Annotated in this window: 21 protein-coding genes and 1 pseudogene; 19 read left to right on the forward strand and 3 right to left on the reverse strand. The window is 34.4% G+C overall.

The features are described from left to right. Positions 1 to 13: 13 nt before the first annotated feature. Complete coding sequence (locus ACN0QX_RS02700) at positions 14 to 2113, reverse strand: M13 family metallopeptidase (RefSeq protein ID WP_248397253.1); 2100 nt, start codon at positions 2111 to 2113, stop codon at positions 14 to 16. 100 nt (positions 2114 to 2213) lie between these two features. Then, positions 2214 to 2726 carry a hypothetical protein gene (locus tag ACN0QX_RS02705; protein ID WP_248397251.1) on the reverse strand — a complete coding sequence of 171 codons (513 nt, stop codon included), beginning with the start codon at positions 2724 to 2726 and terminating at the stop codon, positions 2214 to 2216. Between the two features lie 156 nt (positions 2727 to 2882). On the opposite strand from ACN0QX_RS02705, the gene ACN0QX_RS02710 reads away from it, so the two are divergent. Together ACN0QX_RS02710 and ACN0QX_RS02715 are read left to right on the forward strand one after the other, a co-directional pair. Continuing rightward, positions 2883 to 3836, forward strand: coding sequence for an NAD-dependent epimerase/dehydratase family protein (locus ACN0QX_RS02710; protein WP_417195407.1), 954 nt, complete (start codon positions 2883 to 2885; stop codon positions 3834 to 3836). Between the two features lie 116 nt (positions 3837 to 3952). After that, the gene (locus tag ACN0QX_RS02715; protein ID WP_417195409.1) at positions 3953 to 4555 is read left to right on the forward strand and encodes a hypothetical protein; all 603 of its coding nucleotides are present in this window, start codon (positions 3953 to 3955) and stop codon (positions 4553 to 4555) included. 50 nt (positions 4556 to 4605) lie between these two features. Here the strand turns inward: ACN0QX_RS02715 and ACN0QX_RS02720 are convergent, their stop codons facing one another. After that, the gene (locus tag ACN0QX_RS02720; protein WP_248397245.1) at positions 4606 to 5862 is read right to left on the reverse strand and encodes an NAD(P)/FAD-dependent oxidoreductase; all 1257 of its coding nucleotides are present in this window, start codon (positions 5860 to 5862) and stop codon (positions 4606 to 4608) included. Positions 5863 to 5964: 102 nt separating this feature from the next. Here ACN0QX_RS02720 and ACN0QX_RS02725 point away from each other — a divergent pair, with 102 nt between their 5' ends. From ACN0QX_RS02725 to ACN0QX_RS02805, 17 genes and pseudogenes are all read left to right on the forward strand, one after another. Continuing rightward, a complete protein-coding gene (locus tag ACN0QX_RS02725) occupies positions 5965 to 7491 on the forward strand; it encodes an HAL/PAL/TAL family ammonia-lyase (protein WP_248397243.1) in 1527 nt (508 codons plus the stop codon). A gap of 103 nt (positions 7492 to 7594) precedes the next feature. Then, the gene (locus ACN0QX_RS02730; RefSeq protein ID WP_417195411.1) at positions 7595 to 8722 is read left to right on the forward strand and encodes a WG repeat-containing protein; all 1128 of its coding nucleotides are present in this window, start codon (positions 7595 to 7597) and stop codon (positions 8720 to 8722) included. A gap of 42 nt (positions 8723 to 8764) precedes the next feature. Continuing rightward, positions 8765 to 9496, forward strand: a complete 732-nt coding sequence (gene fabG, locus ACN0QX_RS02735) for a 3-oxoacyl-ACP reductase FabG (protein WP_248397238.1) — start codon at positions 8765 to 8767, stop codon at positions 9494 to 9496. Between the two features lie 12 nt (positions 9497 to 9508). Further along, complete coding sequence (locus ACN0QX_RS02740; RefSeq protein WP_248397236.1) at positions 9509 to 10720, forward strand: beta-ketoacyl-[acyl-carrier-protein] synthase family protein; 1212 nt, start codon at positions 9509 to 9511, stop codon at positions 10718 to 10720. Between the two features lie 10 nt (positions 10721 to 10730). Further along, positions 10731 to 10973 (forward strand): acyl carrier protein, encoded by a 243-nt coding sequence (locus ACN0QX_RS02745; protein WP_066247504.1) that lies wholly within the window; start codon positions 10731 to 10733, stop codon positions 10971 to 10973. 16 nt (positions 10974 to 10989) lie between these two features. Further along, positions 10990 to 11874, forward strand: coding sequence for a lipid A biosynthesis acyltransferase (locus ACN0QX_RS02750; RefSeq protein ID WP_248397234.1), 885 nt, complete (start codon positions 10990 to 10992; stop codon positions 11872 to 11874). Position 11875: 1 nt separating this feature from the next. Further along, entirely contained in the window at positions 11876 to 12808 is a 933-nt protein-coding gene (locus ACN0QX_RS02755) for a dialkylrecorsinol condensing enzyme DarA (protein WP_417195413.1), read from the forward strand. Between the two features lies 1 nt (position 12809). After that, the gene (locus ACN0QX_RS02760) at positions 12810 to 13943 is read left to right on the forward strand and encodes a beta-ketoacyl-ACP synthase III (RefSeq protein WP_248397231.1); all 1134 of its coding nucleotides are present in this window, start codon (positions 12810 to 12812) and stop codon (positions 13941 to 13943) included. A 3-nt stretch (positions 13944 to 13946) separates the two neighbouring features. Then, complete coding sequence (locus ACN0QX_RS02765) at positions 13947 to 14378, forward strand: hypothetical protein (RefSeq protein ID WP_417195415.1); 432 nt, start codon at positions 13947 to 13949, stop codon at positions 14376 to 14378. Continuing rightward, entirely contained in the window at positions 14378 to 14830 is a 453-nt protein-coding gene (locus ACN0QX_RS02770) for an ABC transporter permease (RefSeq protein ID WP_417195417.1), read from the forward strand. Before ACN0QX_RS02765 ends, ACN0QX_RS02770 begins: the two co-directional genes overlap by 1 nt. Before the next feature lie 7 nt (positions 14831 to 14837). Then, positions 14838 to 15248 (forward strand): hypothetical protein, encoded by a 411-nt coding sequence (locus ACN0QX_RS02775; RefSeq protein WP_248397225.1) that lies wholly within the window; start codon positions 14838 to 14840, stop codon positions 15246 to 15248. After that, positions 15238 to 16236 (forward strand): BtrH N-terminal domain-containing protein, encoded by a 999-nt coding sequence (locus tag ACN0QX_RS02780; protein ID WP_248397223.1) that lies wholly within the window; start codon positions 15238 to 15240, stop codon positions 16234 to 16236. Before ACN0QX_RS02775 ends, ACN0QX_RS02780 begins: the two co-directional genes overlap by 11 nt. Continuing rightward, positions 16237 to 16980 carry an ABC transporter ATP-binding protein gene (locus ACN0QX_RS02785; protein WP_248397221.1) on the forward strand — a complete coding sequence of 248 codons (744 nt, stop codon included), beginning with the start codon at positions 16237 to 16239 and terminating at the stop codon, positions 16978 to 16980. Then, positions 16973 to 18241: an ABC transporter permease gene (locus ACN0QX_RS02790; RefSeq protein ID WP_417195419.1), complete on the forward strand. Its 1269-nt coding sequence runs from the start codon at positions 16973 to 16975 to the stop codon at positions 18239 to 18241. Before ACN0QX_RS02785 ends, ACN0QX_RS02790 begins: the two co-directional genes overlap by 8 nt. Continuing rightward, complete coding sequence (locus tag ACN0QX_RS02795) at positions 18219 to 18671, forward strand: acyl-CoA thioesterase (RefSeq protein ID WP_248397217.1); 453 nt, start codon at positions 18219 to 18221, stop codon at positions 18669 to 18671. The genes ACN0QX_RS02790 and ACN0QX_RS02795 overlap by 23 nt, the downstream gene beginning before the upstream one ends. After that, positions 18664 to 19815: a beta-ketoacyl-[acyl-carrier-protein] synthase family protein gene (locus ACN0QX_RS02800; RefSeq protein WP_417195421.1), complete on the forward strand. Its 1152-nt coding sequence runs from the start codon at positions 18664 to 18666 to the stop codon at positions 19813 to 19815. The genes ACN0QX_RS02795 and ACN0QX_RS02800 overlap by 8 nt, the downstream gene beginning before the upstream one ends. 3 nt (positions 19816 to 19818) lie before the next feature. Further along, a pseudogene (locus tag ACN0QX_RS02805) lies at positions 19819 to 20289 on the forward strand (SAM-dependent methyltransferase); the annotation flags it as partial.

Here is a 20289-nt window from a genome sequence, read left to right on the forward strand (position 1 = left end):
GTTTGGTATTGTTTTACCAAATTCTTACGCGTTGTTCTGGCGCAATATACATACTGTCTCCCGCTTTAATATTAAATGCTTCATAAAAAGCATCTATATTTAATAAAGGTTGCACCGCACGATTCATTCCTGGCGAATGTGGATCTGTTTTAATACGTGTTTTTAACGCATCGTCCCGCATTTTAGTTCTCCATACAGTTGCCCAACTCATAAAGAAACGTTGCTCTGCTGTAAAGCCATCAATATCTGCTGGTCTGCCGTTTTCCTTAAAACTTAATTGTAAGGCATCATAAGCTGCTAGAACACCACCTAAATCACCAATATTTTCACCCAAAGTGAATTTTCCATTAATAGTAACATCTGGTAATACTTCAATCGCGCTGTACTGATCGGCTAATTGGTTTCCTAAAGATTCAAACTGCTTTAAATCTTCATCTGTCCACCAGTTATTTAAGTTTCCATCTTTATCGTAACGCGATCCAGAATCGTCAAAACTATGCGATATTTCATGTCCAATAACAGCACCTATTCCACCGTAATTTACAGCGTCATCCGCTTTATAATTATAGAAAGGTGGTTGTAAAATAGCTGCTGGAAACACAATTTCGTTATAAGCCGGATTAAAATAGGCATTTACAACCTGTGGCGCCATATACCATTCACTTTTATCAACTGGCTTCCCTAATTTATCAATATCCTTTTTAAAATTCCAAGCACGTGCATTTAAGGAGTTCTGTAAATATGACCCACCTTCATCAACACCTTTAATTTCTAATGCTGAATAGTCTTTCCACTTATCTGGATATGCAATTTTAATGGATGTTGCTTGTAGTTTTTCAATTGCTTTTTTCTTGGTTTCTGGACTCATCCATTCCAAATTATTAATGCGATTTTCAAAAGCTAAAATTACATTAGCAATCATTTTCTCTGCTTTGGCTTTAGCCTCTGGCGGAAACATTTTATCAACATATAGTTTCCCTAAAGCTTCACCTACTGTTCCATTTAAGGATCCTAAAGCACGCTCATCACGTGGACGTTGCTTTTTGGCACCATTTAATTCACGACCATAAAACTCCCAACTCGCAGTTTCTAGTTCCGTACTTAATTGTCCAGCAGCCCCATTAAAGGCATCCCATCGCAGGTATGCTTTCCAATCGTCTACATTATTTTCAGCTAAAACTTCCTGCAAGCGGGTAAAATAATTTAAGTCTCCAATAATAACGGTATCTAATTCTTTGACACCTATTCCGTTTAAAAAGTTTTTCCAATTAACGGCTGGTACCATTTTTTGTACTTGTTCAATAGATCTTGGATTGTAACGCTTTCTAGCGTCACGTCTATCCACTTTATCCATTTTAGCTTCTGCTAAACGTGTTTCAAACGCTAATATTTGCTTGGCTTCTGCATTTGCATCCGCTTCGGTTTCCCCTAAATATTGTAACATTCTAGTAATATGTGCCACATATTTTTCACGTTTTTCTTTAGAATCTGCATCATCTTTTACATAATAATCACGGTCTGGCAAACCCGTACTTCCTCCGCCTAAATAAGCAACGTTTCTATTGCTGTCTTTTGGATCTGAACTTACACCAAAACCATATAATCCACCACCTCCAAGTGGTTCCATCTCGATCATATAATCCTGTAAATCATCAATATTTTCAATGGCATCAATTTTGGCTAAATAAGGCTTTATTGGCTCTAAACCTTGCTCATTTCTACCAACGGTATCCATTATAGTTTGATATAAAAATACGGCCTTCTCCTGATCGGAACCCGGAAGCACCTGTATCTTATCTATATCCTTATCATCAGACATGGCAGCTTCCAAAATACTTAAGGCATCAGCGTCTGTTTTTTTTCGTAGTTCATTAAAACTTCCCCATGTAGATTGGTCGTCTGGAATTTCGGTTGTCTTTAACCAAGTACCATTTACATAGTTAAAAAAGTCGTCATTTGGTTTAACATTGGTATCCATATATTCCAAATTAATCCCCGGAATGGATTCCGTTTCCACAAGCGCGGTTTCTTCTTTAGCCTCATTCTTACAAGCCATTAAACCCATAAAGGCGGCTGCACTCAATAATGATGCTTTTTTTAAGTTTGAATTCATAAGTTTTGTGTTTATTTTAATGTACCAATTTACTACTATTTGATTTTGTTGTTTGTAAACAAACATATATTAACAAAATATTAATAAAATAAGACTAGAGCTAATAGGGTTTCTGAATGCGTTGCGATTCTTTTTCTATCTGCTTATTCATTTGAAGATTTAAATTTGAAAAAGCAACTAATAATTCTTTTACGGTTTCTAAAATAGCTTCTTTAGTTGGCGCCGATAAATTAATAACACCTTCCAATTTGAACATTTTAGTTTCCACAGCTATCACACGTGAGAGAATTAGTGGTGACGCTATAGCATCTGGAATCGTAGACTTTAGCTCATTATTTAAAGTTGCTACAATTTGTTGGTTGGCTTTAAAAAATGACAAATTTCCAGATTTCACATCTAAGATAACGTTACTTAACTCATCATATTTCGTCCAAGCGCTAATGGCTTTTTCCACTTTAGGATCAGCAATATAATCCGTGTATTTTAAAGCTTCTACATCCGCTTTTGTTACTAACTCACTGATAGCTTTTTCATTAGACAACTGACTTGTTTCAGAATCTGTATTCTGACAAGAAAAAAAGCACAAAACAAGTATTAAACCAATGTTCCTCATATTTTTTTATAACTCGAATTACAAATATATTGTATTCGTGGGTTTTAGCTATCAATTATAATAATACTTTATTTTCTAGACATTATTTTAAGTTAAATTTATCATTTCATCAGTAAATTCTTGTTATTTTTGAGTGATTTTTTAAAAAACTACTTAATGAAATCTAAAATTTTAATTATTGGAGCTTGTGGGCAAATAGGCTCAGAGCTAACCTACAAATTACGAGAAATTCATGGGCATGATAACGTAATTGCTAGCGATATAAGCTATGGAAATTTAGATATTGTTAACTCTGGTATTTTTGAAATTTTAGACGCTCAAGATTCAACGAGCCTCAAAGTTTGTATTGAAAAATATGAAATAAACACGGTGTACCTTATGGCTGCCATGCTAAGTGCTACTGGCGAAAAATTCCCGATGAAGGCATGGGATTTAAACATGAGCACACTATTTAACGTGTTAGATTTAGCTAAAAACGGACAAATAAAAAAAATATTCTGGCCCTCCAGTATTGCTGTTTTTGGACCTACTACACCTAAAAAAGAAACACCACAGTATACCATAATGGAGCCTTCAACGGTATATGGCATTACCAAACAGGTGGGAGAACGTTGGTGCGAATATTACTTTAATAAATATGGCGTAGATGTTAGAAGTATTCGCTATCCGGGAATTATTAGCTGGAAAACACTACCTGGAGGCGGAACAACAGATTATGCCGTAGATATTTATCACAAAGCCCTTGCGGACAATCATTTCAATTGCTTCCTCTCCGAAAATACAGAACTTCCTATGATGTATATGGAGGATGCTATTAAGGCAACCATCCAAATTATGGAAGCACCTGCTAGCCATATTCATATTCGTTCATCATATAACTTGGCTGCTATTAGTTTCACACCTAAAGACATGGTGCACTCTATTAAAAAAGAATTGAGTGGTTTTACCATAGAATATAATCCAGATTTTCGTCAAGAAATTGCTGATTCATGGCCAAACACTATTGATGATAGCCATGCACGTAAGGATTGGAACTGGGAACACCAGTTTTCTTTAGATGATATTACCAAAGACATGCTTGCTAATTTAGCAGAGAAAGTTAAGTCCTAAATTAAGATTGTAACCTCCTATTTATTCCCATTACTAAAAATACGTATTTCATCGTATACTTTTTATGTTGAAGTTTTGCTATTTTAGCCGCATAACTAACACATAAATTAATCATTATGAATAAATTACTATTAATTGCATTTCTTGTTTCATCCTCTTTAGTTTTTTCACAAAAAGCGAAAGTCACTAAAGGCGATTGGTCCGATTTAAAAGGCATCACAGAATACAATGTGGTCTTTGATTATTCCAATTTAGAAATTCCAAAATTCGATTCGGAAGAAGAATTTCTAAAAGACAAAATGGCCAAAAGAGAAGAAAAAGAGCCTGGTTCAGGAGAAAAGTTTAAAGAGTCTTGGCTTTCGGATCGCGAAGAATTTTATGAGCCACGGTTTATTGAAACTTTTAATGATCGTTACAAAGATAATTCAGTAAAAGTTGACAAAGATTTAGAAAGTGCTGAATACACCATGAAAATACACACAACCATGATTTATCCTGGTTACAATGTTGGCGTAGTTAGACATAACTCTAAAATTGAAGTTACTTTAAGTGTTTATAAAAATGACAGTCCAGAAAACATTATTTTCTCTGCAGATTATACGAAAATCCAAGGCCAAGGAAATGGTGGTTTCGATTTTAATTCGGGACAACGTATTGCAGATGCCTATATTATATTTGCTAGAGCATTAACAAAACACATGTACAAAAACACAAAATAATTAAAAGGTTAGGATTTATCCTAACCACTAAAACACCTTAAAAAGCGTTTCTAAACAGAAGCGCTTTTTTCATTTTCCATATTAATTAAATGCGCTAATGTTTTTACTATTCGGTTGTGTTTAGTAACAAACGGATTTGTTTTATCCCAAACATAGCCTGCTAAAACAGCACAAATTTGTCGTTTTACTTCAGGATTTTCAGGTCTGTGGAAAAATAGGGTTTGTAAATTTCCCGTATACCATTCTTTCACATAAGTGGCAAAAACATCCACACCAGATTTAATATAATTAGCATAGTCTTCTTCCCAATCAACTGGTTCACCTTTTAATTGCTTACTAATTAATTTGGCAGATTTTAAAGCTGATTCTGTAGCAAACGTAACACCAGAAGAAAACACAGGGTCTAAAAATTCCGCACTATTTCCAGTTAACACAAATCCATTACCATAAAATTTTGTAACCGCTTTGGAGTAGTTTCTAATACTTTTTGGCTCAAATAATAATGGTGCATCTTTAAAACGCTCATAATAGTAATCAGATTGTTTGAACATGGTTTTTAAACGCTCGGAGGTGTCACCTTCAAATGAATCTATAAATTCATTTTTTCCAACAAAGCCTAAACTTGTATCCCCATTGGAAAACGGAATCACCCAAAACCAGGTGTCTTTATCTAGAACATCAAAAGTAATTAAAGTCCCTTCTTCGCCTTCTGGTCTATTTACATCCTTAACATGACCGAAAATTGAAGAATGCTCTGGAATACTGGATGGTTTATCTAAATCTAACAATCGTGGTAAAACCCGACCGTATCCACTAGAATCTACAATAAATTTAGCCTCTACTTGATATGGATTTCCATCGGCATCATGAATAGTTGTGGTAGATGTGCCGTTATCCGCAATGTCAACCGCTACAACTTCATGTTCAAATGAAATAGTAACACCCATTTTTTCAACTTCTTTAGCTAAAATAGTATCAAATTCCGCTCGTGGCACTTGCCAAGTCCAATCCCATCCTTCAGAGTGTTTATCACTAAAATCAAAATTACAAACAATGTCATCTCGTAAAAATCGAGCACCGCGTTTTATTTCAAAATTCGCCGCTTTTAAAGCTTTTAGCAAGCCTACTTCTTCAAAATGCTCCATACATCTTGGCAGTAAACTTTCCCCTATAACAAACCTTGGAAATGTTGTTTTTTCTACTACTTTCACATTCAATCCTTGCTGATGTAAATAAGCTGAAGCCACACAACCGGAAGGTCCTGCACCAATAACCAAAACATCTACTTTCATATCACTTGTTCCCATAGTAGTATTAATTCATTAATTATTATAAATTTGCAATCCAAAATAACTACTTTAGTAGTAATTATTTATACAAATTTATCGAAAAAAAACATTATATCATAGATGCTTGAATTTAAAGGAAAATTAGGAATAGAGGATTTTTATAAAGTAATTTTTAAAAATGAACCTATTCAAATAGACAAAGCAGTTCTGGAAACAGTAGAAAATAGCTTCAATTTTTTAAAAGAGTTTTCCGAAAACAAAGTCATATATGGTGTCAATACAGGTTTTGGACCTATGGCACAATATAAAATTGAAGATTCAGAGCGTATTCAATTACAATATAATTTAATTCGCAGTCATGCGTCAGGAACTGGACAGCCTATTGCTCCTATGTACGTAAAAGCAGCTATGCTTGCCCGTTTAAACACCTTATCATTAGGACATTCTGGAGTTCATGTTTCGGTTATAAAACTCATGGCAGAATTAATAAACCGTAATATTACACCATTAATTTATGAACATGGTGGTGTTGGTGCTAGTGGAGATTTAGTACAATTAGCACATTTAGCACTGGTTTTAATTGGAGAAGGTGAAGTGTTTTACAAAGGCGAACGCAAAGACACAAAAGATGTTTTTAAAAGTGAAAATTTAAAACCTATTTCTGTCGAGTTGCGTGAAGGCTTAGCCTTAATGAACGGAACCTCTGTTATGACAGGTATTGGTATTGTAAACACGCTTTATTCACGTCAATTATTAGGGTGGATGACTAGTAGTTCGGCTGCTATAAATGAAATAGTAAAAGCTTATGACGATCATTTATCATTTGAGTTAAACCAATCTAAACGACATGTTGGACAACGGCAAATTGCTGAAAGTATGCGAGAGCATTTACAGGACAGCAAACTAACACGAAAAAGAGAGCATCATTTATACAGTAAAAATGCCGATGTTTCTGTGTTTAAGGAAAAAGTGCAAGAATATTATTCGCTACGTTGTGTACCACAAATTCTAGGTCCAGTTTTAGACACACTTAATTCAGTTGAAAATATTTTAATAGAAGAAGTAAATTCAGCAAACGATAATCCCATTGTAGATGTTGAAAAGAAACATGTGTATCACGGCGGAAATTTTCATGGCGATTATGTATCCTTAGAAATGGATAAGCTTAAAATTGTGGTAGCTAAAATGAGCATGTTATCTGAACGTCAGTTAAATTACCTTTTAAATGCAAGACTAAATGATATGCTTCCGCCTTTTGTAAATTTAGGTAAGCTTGGTTTAAATTTTGGAATGCAAGGGGTTCAGTTTACGGCTACATCTACGACTGCCGAAAACCAAATGCTATCAAACCCCATGTATGTTCATAGTATTCCAAATAATAATGACAATCAGGACATTGTTAGTATGGGAACCAATTCAGCTTTAATTACTAAAAAAGTTATTGAAAACGCCTACGAAGTAATTGCTATTGAGCTGATAACCATTGTTCAAGCCATAGAGTTTCTTGAGGTTCAAGATAGTATTTCCTCAAAAACCAGAAAGATGTATGAAGCCATTCGTGAGCTAGTCCCTGTTTTTAAAGAAGACGTTATTATGTATCCGTATGTTAACCTTGTCAAAGATTTTATCACTAATAATAAAACATAAAGCAATTTTATTATAAAACGAGCATGTTAAAAGCCGCATTGTCTCAAAAAAAAGACTAACAGCAAATAACATGTGACATTTAAAAATCATTAAAAACAAAGACATGAAAACAACAGCACTCGTTATCGGCCTACTTTTTTTAGGTATTTTTAGTCATGCTCAACAATTAGCATTAGCTAATGAAAAAGGCGACTTTGGTTATATTACAAAAACTGGAACTTGGCAAATTAAGCCCCAATTTAAAGTAGCAAAAAACTTTTCTGATGATTTAGCCGAAGCCTCTTTAGATAAAAAAACTTGGGGTTTTATTAATCGAAAAGGAGAATGGGTTATCCAACCACAATTTGACAAAACTAAAGCGTTCAACTCTGGAATAGCCGTTGTTTTAAAAGATAAAAACTGGATGTACATCAACAAAAAAGGCGAACAAGTTTTACAAGACGTTTCTACTGATAAGGTTTACGATTTCGAAAATGGGTATGCTATTTTCAGAAAAGAATCTGGTGTTGGATTTATAAATACCAAAGGAGAAATAGTCGTAGAACCAAAATTCACCAAAGCTTTTAATTTTGAAAATGGTTCCGCCAAAGTATTAGAAAATGATAAATGGGGGCTAATTGATGCTACCGGAAAATATGTGGTTAAAACAGAATATGATGGTGTTAGCAATGAATATAATGGTCAAATTGTAGCTAATATTGGCGAACGCTACGGACTTATTATTAATGGTGAGTTTAAAGAAGTTTCTGGCGCCGAAAAAATTTGGGATTTTTCAAATAATAAAGAAAACACCTATGCAAAAAAGGATGGCAAAATAGGTTTCATTAACACAAAAGGAGAATGGATTATAGAGCCAAAATTTGATAAAGCGCGTGCGTTCTCAAATGGACTAGCCCCCGTTAACGAAGGTAAAAAATGGGGATATATTAACACCTCTGGCGAGATTATTATTCCGTTTCAATATAAAGATGCTGAAATTTTTAGCGCAAGTGGTTTAGCGCCTGTTACAACAGGTAAAGAATGGGGTTTTATCAATAAAAAAGGGGATTTAGTAATTCCTGAAGACTATGAAATTACAGCTGGTGGGTTTTCAATTTTTTCAAAAAACAACCCAAAAGGCTTTATTGATGGTCTTGCTCGTGTTAAAAAGAAAAAATCTTGGACATACCTAACAACAAAAGGCGAGCCGTTAAATAACTTATGGTTCGAAAATTTAGAATTATTTTACTAGTTTGAAAACACAAACTAACAATAGCCTGAAAAATACAAATACATGAAATGTGCTTTAATTACTGGTGGTTCTCGAGGAATTGGAAAAGCAATTTGCAAACAACTTGCAGAAGATTCGGATTACCATATTTTAATAAATTATAACAGTAACAAAACAGCTGCATTGGAAACCAAAGCAGACATTGAGTCTCTAGGTAAAACAGCTGAAATAATCCAATTTAATGTTACAGATGCCAATCAAGTAAAGTCTGCTTTAGATACATGGCAAGAACAAAATAAAGACGCCATAATTGAAGTTATTGTTAACAATGCCGGAATTACAAAAGATGGTTTATTTATGTGGATGCCTCCCGAAGATTGGCAAGATGTGATAAATACGTCCTTAAACGGATTTTATAATGTAACCAACCATTTAATTCAAAAACTGTTGCGTAATCGCTATGGTCGGATAATCAATGTCGCTTCAGTTTCTGGTGTTAAAGGTACAGCTGGGCAAACCAATTATTCGGCAGCAAAAGGCGCCTTAGTAGCTGCTACCAAAGCATTGGCTCAAGAAGTTGCTAAACGAAATATTACTGTAAATGCAGTAGCACCTGGTTTTATAAAATCGGATATGACAGCCAATTTAGATGAAAAAGAATTAAAGGGCATGATTCCTGTAAATCGTTTTGGCGAACCGGAAGAAGTAGCTTATGCCGTATCCTTTTTAGCATCAAAACGCGCATCGTATATAACCGGTGAAGTTATTAATATTAATGGAGGGATTTACTCTTAAACGTTTTATAAAATGAGAAGAGTTGTAATTTCTGGAATGGGTATTTATTCCTGCATAGGCGAAAATTTAGAAGCTGTAAAAAAATCATTGTATAAGGGTGAATCTGGAATTATAGCTGACAATGAACGTCTAGAATTTGGCTACCGTTCTCCATTAACTGGAATGGTAAAACAACCAAATTTAAAAAATTTATTATCGCGCAGACAGCGAATTAGTTTAGGCGAAGAAGGCGAATATGCCTACATAGCAACTCTGGAAGCGCTTGAAAATGCGAAAATAACACAAGATTTTTTAGACAAAAACGAGGTTGGAATTTTATATGGAAACGATAGCACAGCAAAATCTACTGTAGAAGCCGTTGATAAAATACGCGAAAAAAAAGACACGACTTTAGTTGGTTCTGGTGCTATTTTTCAAAGCATGAACTCGTCTGTAACCATGAATTTATCCACCATTTTTAAATTACGAGGTATAAATTTTACAATCAGTGCCGCTTGTGCTAGCGGATCTCATTCCATTGGAATGGCATATCAGCTAATAAAAAGTGGACTTCAAGACTATGTTATTTGCGGAGGCGCTCAAGAAATAAATGCCATTGCCATGGGAAGTTTTGATGGATTAGGTGTTTTTTCTGTAAATAGTGATCCCAAAAAAGCATCCTGCCCCTTTGATAAAAATCGGGATGGATTAGTTCCAAGTGGTGGGGCAGCAACACTTATTTTAGAAACCTATGAATCTGCTGTAAAACGCGGAGCTACTATATATGGCGAAATTATTGGCTATGGGTTTTCCTCCAATGGCGATCATATTTCAACACCAAACGTAGATGGTCCAGCACGTGCTATGAAAATGGCCATTAAACAAGCAGAAATTAAAGCATCAGACATTGAATATGTTAATGCTCATGCAACCTCAACACCTGTTGGCGATGCTAATGAAGCGTTAGCTATCCTTGAAGTTTTTGGTGAAAACGGACCCTATGTTAGTTCAACTAAATCCATGACAGGACATGAATGCTGGATGGCTGGTGCAAGTGAAGTTTTATATTCTATTTTAATGATGCAAAATGATTTTATTGCACCCAATATAAATTTGGAAGAACCGGATGAAGCTGCAAGTAAATTAAATTTAGTTAACAAAACGTTAAACAAAAAATTTGATGTATTTTTGTCTAATTCATTTGGATTTGGCGGAACAAATTCAGCTTTAATTATAAAAAAATAATTTTGTGGAAATGACTAAAGAAGTTATTATTGAAAAAATAAACGACTTTCTTATTGATGAGTTTGAAGTAGAAAGCGATGATATTTCTCCAGAAGCAAACCTTAAGAACACCCTAGAACTTGACAGCCTAGATTTTGTAGATTTAGTAGTTGCTGTCGAATCTAATTTTGGTGTAAAATTAATTGGTGAAGACTTTGTAAACGTTACAACACTTCAAGATTTTTATAATCTTATCGAACGAAAGTTAAGCTAAACCATATTACATTTTTATGGCTACAGAATGGCAGGGAAAATCAAGAGGAACCGTTCTTGGATATAAAATATACGTGTTTATTATGAAGCATTTAGGCATGGGAACTGCCTATCTTGTGCTTTATTTTGTAGCTGCCTATTTTTGTTTTTTTTCTAAAGATAGCACCAAAGCTATTTATTACTATTTTAAAAATCGTTTAAAATATTCGTCCTTTAAAAGCTATAGAAGCATCTTTAAAAGTTACTATGTCTTTGGACAAACGATTCTGGACAAAATTGCTATTTCATCTAATTTGAGTGATAAGTTTACCTATGAGTTTGATGGCGCAGAAACCATAACTGAAACCCTTAAAGAAAAAAAAGGTGGCATTTTAATTAGTGCTCATGTTGGTAATTTTGAAATATCTGAATACTTTTTTAATCAACTAGAAGACAATGCCTCCATTAGTTTATTAACAACCGATGTAGAGCATACAGCCATAAAAAATTATTTAGATAGTGTTCGTGAAAAATCAAGCATCAATCTGATTATTATAAAAAACGATTTATCACATATTTTTGAAGTCAATGCCGCATTAGCAAGAAATGAAATAGTATGTATCACTGGCGATCGCTACACAGAAGGAACCAAGCATTTAACAGAAACCTTATTAGGTGAACCTGCTAAATTTCCAGCAGGCCCTTTTATGCTAGCTTCCCGGTTAAATGTACCGGTGTTATTTGTTTATGTTATGAAAGAAACAAATAAGCATTATCACTTATATGCAAGACGCTCTCAAGCTAAACACCGTGATGCACAAGGACTTTTAAAAGAATTTACGGAAAGTGTTTCATGGATGTTACAAAAGTATCCGTTACAGTGGTTTAATTATTTTGATTTCTGGGATTCAAAAAACGCATAACATGAAACAGGTTTTAGTCATCTATTATTCGCAATCAGGCCAACTAACCGAGATTTTGAACAATATTGTTGAGCCCATGCAAAACAACGAAACGGCTTTCACCTATTTAAATATTGAAATGGAAGAAGCCTTTCCATTTCCTTGGAATAAAGAACAGTTTTTTGGCGTATTCCCGGAAACCTTTCGCCAAGAACCAAGATCTATAAAACCCATTCCAGATGCTATTTTAAATAAAAATTATGATTTAATTTTATTTGGATATTCAGTCTGGTATTTAACACCATCTTTACCAACCACGTCGTTTTTGGCTACTCCAGAAGCTAAAAAACTTTTTAATAACACACCTGTAATTACCGTTATTGGCTGTAGAAATATGTGGATTATGGCTCAAGAAAAAATAAAGCATAAGCTTCACGAGCTTCATGCCAATTTAGTTGGAAACATTGTTTTAGTAGATAGGCATATTAATCATATAAGTGTTATTACCATTGTTCAATGGATGTTTACGGGCGTCAAGAAACGCTTTTTAGGTATCTTTCCCAAACCTGGCGTGTCTCAAAAAGATATTGATGAAGTATCAAAATTTGGTAACATCATCGCAAAACATCTTGCCCAAAATGATTATAAAAAGCTTCAAAATAACTTATTACATATTGGAGCGGTAAAAATTAAACCCTTTCTAATAACTGTTGATAAACGTGCCAATGCTATATTCTCAAAATGGGCACACCTTATCACCACAAAAAGTGACAAAAACACATCTAAAAGACGGTTTTTTGTTAAAATGTTTAATTATTACTTATTAATTGCCATTTGGTTAATTTCACCACTAGTTTTTATCTTATTTTTGTTGACTTATTTACCTTTTTATAGCCAAATAAAAAAAGATAAAGTATATTACGCATCTGTTGCATTAAAAGAGAAGGAAGTTTAAAATGAAGGAAGTATACATTACTAAAATATCAAAATTTTTACCAAATCGTCCCATTAGTAATGATGAGATGGAAGATAAATTAGGAATTATCAACGGAAAAGCGTCCAAAGGACGTCGGATTGTTTTACGCAACAATCAAATTAAAACACGTTATTATGCATTAGATGATAACGGCAATGTAACACATAACAATGCGCAACTGGCCAAAGAAGCCATTATTAAACTTTTTGATGAAAATTTTAAATTTTCAGATATCGAGCTATTATCCTGTGGCACATCAAGCCCAGACCAAATATTACCGTCTCACGCTGCCATGGTTCATGGGTTTTTAAAGTGTGATAATGTTGAAATTAATTCACCTTCAGGCGCTTGTTGCTCTGGAATGAATGCTTTAAAATTTGGTTATCTATCCGTAAAATCTGGCCAGTCAAAAAATGCAATTGCATCTGGTTCAGAACGTATTTCCTCATGGATGAAAGGACATATTTTTGAGAATGAAATTAAACATTTGCAAGCCTTAGAGGACAATCCAATTCTAGCTTTTAATAAAGATTTTTTACGTTGGATGCTTTCTGATGGTGCAGGTGCCTTTTTATTAGAAAACCAACCAAATGGCGACACCCCTTTACGTATTGAATGGATGGAAGGTTATTCTTATGCACATGAATTAGAAGCTTGTATGTATGCTGGAGGTGATAAACTAGAGAACGGTTTTTTAAAGCCTTGGAGTGAATACAGCACAAGCGATTGGAGTGAAAAATCCTTGTTTGCCATTAAACAGGACGTTAAATTATTAAGTGCTAACATCCTTAAAAAAGGTGTTGACAGCCTAAAACGCGCCATAAACAAACACGATTTAAAACCTAGTGAAATAGATTACTATTTACCTCATATTTCATCTCATTATTTTAAGGATAAACTCTACCAAGAAATGGTAGATAATGATGTTGAAATCCCTTGGGAAAATTGGTTTATGAATTTAAGTAAAGTTGGTAATGTAGGTTCCGCATCTATATTCCTAATGTTAGAAGAATTAGCACAATCAGGAAAGCTTAAAAAAGGCGAAAAAATATTGCTTTCTGTTCCTGAAAGTTCTCGTTTCTCTTATGCTTATGCACTTTTAACCGTATGCTAAATAATGGCCACGCACGTTTTACCAGTTACTAATATTACGCATTTAATTCCGCAAAAGACACCGTTTGTAATGGTGGATACTTTAGTTGCTTTTTCTCCCGAAAATTTAGTGTCTAATTTTAAAATTTTAGAAAACAATATTTTTGCTGAAAACGGATATTTATCGGCACCTGGCTTGGTTGAAAACATGGCGCAATCTGTTGCATTACATACTGGATACGATTATTTTTTAAAAGGTGAAGCGGCACCAATTGGCTATATCGGCTCTATAAAATCTATTAAAATTCAACAGCTTCCTAAAATAAATGAAAATATTACAACTAAAGTTACCATCCTTCATGAATTTATGGGCGTCACTATGGTTGAAATCGAAGTGTTAAATGAAGCACACGAGATAATTGCCCAAAGTGAAATGAAAACCATTATTGCAAGCTAATGAGCCTTAGCCATCTAGATATCGCTAAATTTCTACCACATAGACCACCCTTTTTAATGGTGGACCATGTACTTTCTATTGATGATGAGCACGTATCAACTTCGTTCACGATAAAACCAGATTGCATTTTTAATGAAAACGGAGTTTTTAATGAAGCTGGCCTAGTAGAAAATGCCGCACAAACCTGTTCTTCTATTGTTGGGAAAAGCTTTTTTAATGAAGACGACATTGAAGGCAAAGGCACTAAACTCATAGGTTTTATTAGCGCTATCAAGAAAGTAAGCATAAAATCTTGCCCTAAAGTAGGTAGTAAAATTGTTACAAGTGCCACCTTAAGATCTCGCTTTGACACCGATGAATATAGCATTTGTACCATAAACTGTATTATTACATTAGAACATATAGAATTACTATCTTGTGAACTAAATTTAGTTATTCAAGAACTTAAATAACTTCGGCATGAAAAAAGATGAAGTTCCACAAGACTCTAGTAATTTAGAATCCGCCAAGCTTAAAGAATTATGCTATGCCGTTGATGAGGATGGCAACTATACAACCGTTAATAGTTCCGGTTGGGACCCAAAAACTATTGCATTAAATCAAGCTATCGAAGAAATTAATGCACGTATTGCAAATGCTAAAAATCGTGTGTTAAAAAAAGAAACGAGTCCTATTGAATATTATATGGAGTTTCATAAAATGGATCTTTCTATTTTAGCTAGTTATGTTGGTATGTGGTCTTGGCGAATAAAACGTCATTTTAAACCAACCGTTTTCAATAAACTTTCTGAAAAAACACTTCAAAAGTATGCCGATACATTTGATGTTTCTATGGAACAATTAAAAGATATTACCAAACATGGAAATTAATTTTACACATCATCAAACAGCTCATTGTGAAAACGGTGTAATTTCCAATTTAATGAAGCATCATGGCTTCCAAATTAGTGAACCTTTAGCCTTTGGTATCGGTTCAGGTTTACTTTATTGCTATATTCCGTTCTTAAAAGTGAATCATGCACCAGCTTTAACATACAGAGCCATGCCTGGTTTTATATTTAAGCGTTTTGCTAAACGTGTGGGTATTGAAATTAAACGTGAAAAGTTTAAAAATCCGCAAGATGCTAAGGCGCGATTAGATCAAAATTTAGAAAATAATAACCCAGTTGGTTTGCAAGTTGGTGTGTATAATTTGGTTTATTTTCCTGATGAATACCGCTTTCATTTTAATGCTCACAACTTAATTGTTTACGGAAAAGAACAGGACAGATATCTGATTAGTGACCCGGTTATGGAAACCGTAACAACCCTAACAGAAAATGAACTTGAAAAAGTGCGTTTCGCTAAAGGTCCTTTTGCGCCAAAAGGACATATGTACTATCCAATTGCCTTTCCTGAAAAATTAGACATTGAAAAAGCCATTATAAAAGGAATTAAACATACCTGTCGTGATATGTTGGCGCCTATGCCTGTTTTAGGAGTAAAAGGCATTCGCCATGTAGCCAAATTAATCCGCAAATGGCCTAAAAAGAAAGGTGTTAAAGTTGCCAACCATTATTTAGGGCAAGTGGTCCGTATGCAAGAAGAAATTGGAACAGGTGGTGGCGGATTTCGTTATATTTTTGCCGCGTTTTTACAAGAAGCAAGTGGTATTTTAAACAATCCTAAATTAGCCGATTTATCAAAAGAAATGACCGTTATTGGTGATTTATGGCGGGATTTTGCTTTAGATGCTTCCCGTATTTACAAAAACAGAAGTGCTAAAGAGGATGCTTACAACAATGTCGCTTCTCAACTGGAAACCATTGCAGATAAAGAAGAAGCATTCTTTAAAAAATTAAAAAAAGCCATTAAATAAGTGATAGATATTCAGCAAATTTCCAAAAAGTATAAAGGCGCCGATAATTATTCGGTGTCTAATTTCGACTTGACCATTGCTGAAAAAGAAATTTTTGGTTTGTTAGGACCAAATGGTGCAGGAAAAACGACTTTAATCTCTATTTTGTGTTCGCTCATTAAACCAACATCTGGTAGTTTTTCAATTGCAGGACTTACCTATCAGAAAAATAAAAATCAGCTCAAGCAAATTATCGGTATAGTGCCCCAAGAGTATGCTTTGTATCCATCTTTAACCGCTTTTGAAAATCTAAAATACTTTGGAAGTATGTACGGCTTAAAAGGAAAAAGCCTAGACACCAAAATTAATTTGGCTCTAGAGCATTTAGGTTTGCTACAATTTGCTCATAAAAAAATAGACACCTTTTCGGGTGGCATGAAACGACGGATTAATTTAATTGGTAGTGTGCTTCACAATCCAAAAGTCTTATTTTTAGATGAACCAACCGTTGGTGTTGATGTGCAATCAAAAAACGTAATTATCGCTTTTTTACAGGACCTTAATAAAAACGGTACGACAATTATTTACACATCCCATCACTTGAATGAAGCCGAAACGTTTTGTACACGTGTAGCCATTATTGATCACGGTAAATTGGTAGTAAAAGGAAAACCTCAAGAACTCATTACACAACATTTAGGTGCCAATAACCTAGAAGATGTTTTTATAAATATAACTGGAAAAGCCTTACGAGATCATGCATAAACTTTGGGCTTCCACATACAAGGAATTTTTATTACTTACCAGAGATTTTGGCGGTATAGCCATACTTTTTGTTATGCCTTTGATACTAATCATAACCATAACACTTATCCAGGACAGTACGTTTAAATCGGTTACCGACACACAAATACCCATTCTAGTCGTAGATAATGACCAAGGGAATGTTTCTGAAATTATACTAAAAGGTCTGAATGAATCTGGATCATTTCAGGTCATTACAGAAACGGATGAAAACACAGCACGCGATTTGGTTTTCAAAGGAAAGTACCAATTAGCCATTGTTATCCCTAAAGATTTGTCCGTAAGCCTATCCGAAAAGGTAAGCCAAAATGTCGATGGAATTATTGCTAAGTTTGGTTTAGAAGAAACTTCCGAAACCATGGAAGTTCCTGAAATTGAAAGCAAACAAGTTACCTTATACTTTGATCCAGCTACACAACTGACTTTTAAAAGTTCCGTTAAAAATGGCATTGACAAAATGATTTCAAAAATTGAAACCCAATCCATTTATAAAGCCTTTCAAGAACAAATTTCGGACGATCCAAACGACGTTATATTTGAAACCGATACCTTTATTACGTTTAAAGAAGTATTGCCCACGGATAATGATAAGGAAATGATACCAAACTCCGTGCAGCACAATGTACCTGCTTGGACATTATTTGCCATATTTTTCATCATAGTACCACTATCCATTAATATTGTTAAGGAAAAGAGTCAAGGTACGTTTGTACGTTTACGGACTAATCCAGTTTCATACGCGACAGTTTTAGGCGGTAAAACACTAGTATATTTAATAGTTTGCCTTATTCAATTTATTTTGATGCTCTTAGTTGGCATTTTCCTATTCCCAGCAATTGGTTTACCAACATTGGATATTTCCGGTAGAATCCCGTTATTGTTTGTAGTAGCCACATTTGCAGGATTGGCAGCTATTGGATTAGGATTACTATTAGGAACTATTGCCAAAACACAAGAACAATCAGCACCTTTTGGTGCAACCTTCGTGGTAATATTGGCTGCTCTTGGAGGCGTTTGGGTACCCGTTTTTGTTATGCCAAAAATTATGCAAACTTTATCGCATATTTCACCAATGAATTGGGGCTTAAATGCTTTTTACGACGTATTTTTACGAAATGGATCCTTTCTTGATATTTTACCAGAAATAAGCCTGTTGCTCTTGTTTTTTTTAGCAACAACTATAATTGCAATTATTTACAATGAAAAAAAGAATGCCGTCTAAACAAAAAGAAATTGTTCATACCAGTGAGGTTCGCGTACGTTTTGTTGAAACCGATCCGTTAGGCATTGTATGGCATGGCAATTATATTCAATATTTTGAGGATGGCCGTGAAGCTTTTGGGCGTGCCCATGGCATATCCTATTTAGACCAGAAAGAATATGGCTTTGCAACACCAATTGTCAAATCTAGTACAGATCATAAATTACCATTACGTTATGGCGATATGGCAACGGTTAAAACAATTTACATAGACAGTCCTGCCGCTAAAATGGTGTTCCGTTATGAAATATACAATCAGCACAATCAATTAGTTTGTACAGGTGAAACCACACAGGTTTTTGTAGATAAAATTGGTGAAGGCGACTTATCATTAAACATTCCGCCGTTTTTTACAGCATGGAAACAACAAGTTGGATTATTGGATGGCTAAAGTGTATGTTTCATATAATACTATTATTTCTGCTTTAGGGTTTACTAGCAAAACCGTTGTGGAAAATATTCACAACGAAACATCGGGTTTACAGCGTATTCATGATGCTGCAATTTTACCAAATCCTTTTTATTCCGCATTAATAGATTCTGAAGTTTTGGAAACTGAATTTCAAAAACTAGGCCCAAAATCAGACTTTACCAGATTAGAAAAAATGATGCTTACAGCATTACATGCGGTTATTGCTGATTCTAAAATAGAGTTAACGGATCGTGTAGGCCTTATCATTTCTACCACAAAAGGTAATATTGATGCTTTAGATTCAAACAATCCGTTTCCTCCAGAACGTGCATATTTACATACATTAGGGAACACTATTCGCGATTTTTTTCACTTTAAAAATGATGCCATTGTTGTGTCCAATGCTTGCGTATCAGGTATTTTAGCCGTTGCAATTGCCAAACGCTATATATTACAAAACACCTACGATCACGTTTTTATTGTGAGTGGTGATATGGTAAGTCAATTTATTTTATCAGGTTTCAATTCCTTTCAAGCCTTAAGTAGTGAACCTTGTAAACCTTATGATGCCAATAGAAAAGGAATTAACATTGGCGAAGTTTCAGCAGCTGTTTTAGTAACAAAAAATGATACCAATTTAGTAGAAGAAGCAGTTGAAATTTTAGGTGAAAGTTCATGTAACGATGCCAATCATATTTCTGGACCATCACGAACTGGTGAAGGGTTGTATCGCAGTATAGAATCGGCCTTATTACAATCCGGATTAAAGCCATCTGAAATCGATTTTATTTCGGCTCACGGCACGGCCACACCGTTTAATGACGAAATGGAAGCAATAGCATTCAACAGATCCAATTTACAACAGGTTCCAGTAAATAGTTTAAAAGGCTATTTTGGTCATACCCTTGGCGCTTCAGGTCTTTTGGAAACTATTGTTGGAATGCACAGCCTTAAAAACAATATTTTATACGCCTCAAAAGGATTTGAATCTTTAGGCATATCACAACCCTTAAATATTATAAAAAGCACTCAAACAGTCAGCAAATTACACACATTTCTCAAAACTGCTTCTGGTTTTGGTGGATGTAATACGGCTGTTGTTTTTAAAAAAATAACCAAATAAACTATGACCAAAAAGCCTATCAGAGCCATTGATGCTGTTCAAGAAGCTGAAAAAATTGCATTTGCACCATTTGTATTTCAAGCCGTTGTAGCTTTAAGAAAACTTGGAATCTTTGACCTTATATTTCAATATCGTAAAAAAGGTGGTATTTCTTTAGAAAATATTGCAAAAGAGCTAAAAATAAGCAACTATGGCATTGGCGTTCTACTTGAAATTGCAGAAAGCTATAATATTGTTAATAAGGATGAAAATAATCAGTTTGAATTAACCACAACAGGATACTTTTTAGCGTTTGACAGAACCGTTGATGTCAATATCAATTTCACTCAAGATGTATGTTATAAAGGGTTATTTCACTTAACCGAAGCCATAGAAACTGGAAAACCAGCAGGATTAAAAGAATTAGGCGATTGGGAAACAATTTATCAGGGACTTTCAGTTTTAAGACCTGATATTCAAAAGGCTTGGTTTGAA

Origin of the sequence: Bizionia sp. (assembly GCF_048259285.1) — a bacterium.
In the GTDB taxonomy this organism is placed as follows: Bacteria; Bacteroidota; Bacteroidia; order Flavobacteriales; family Flavobacteriaceae; genus Algorimicrobium; species Algorimicrobium hallyeonense.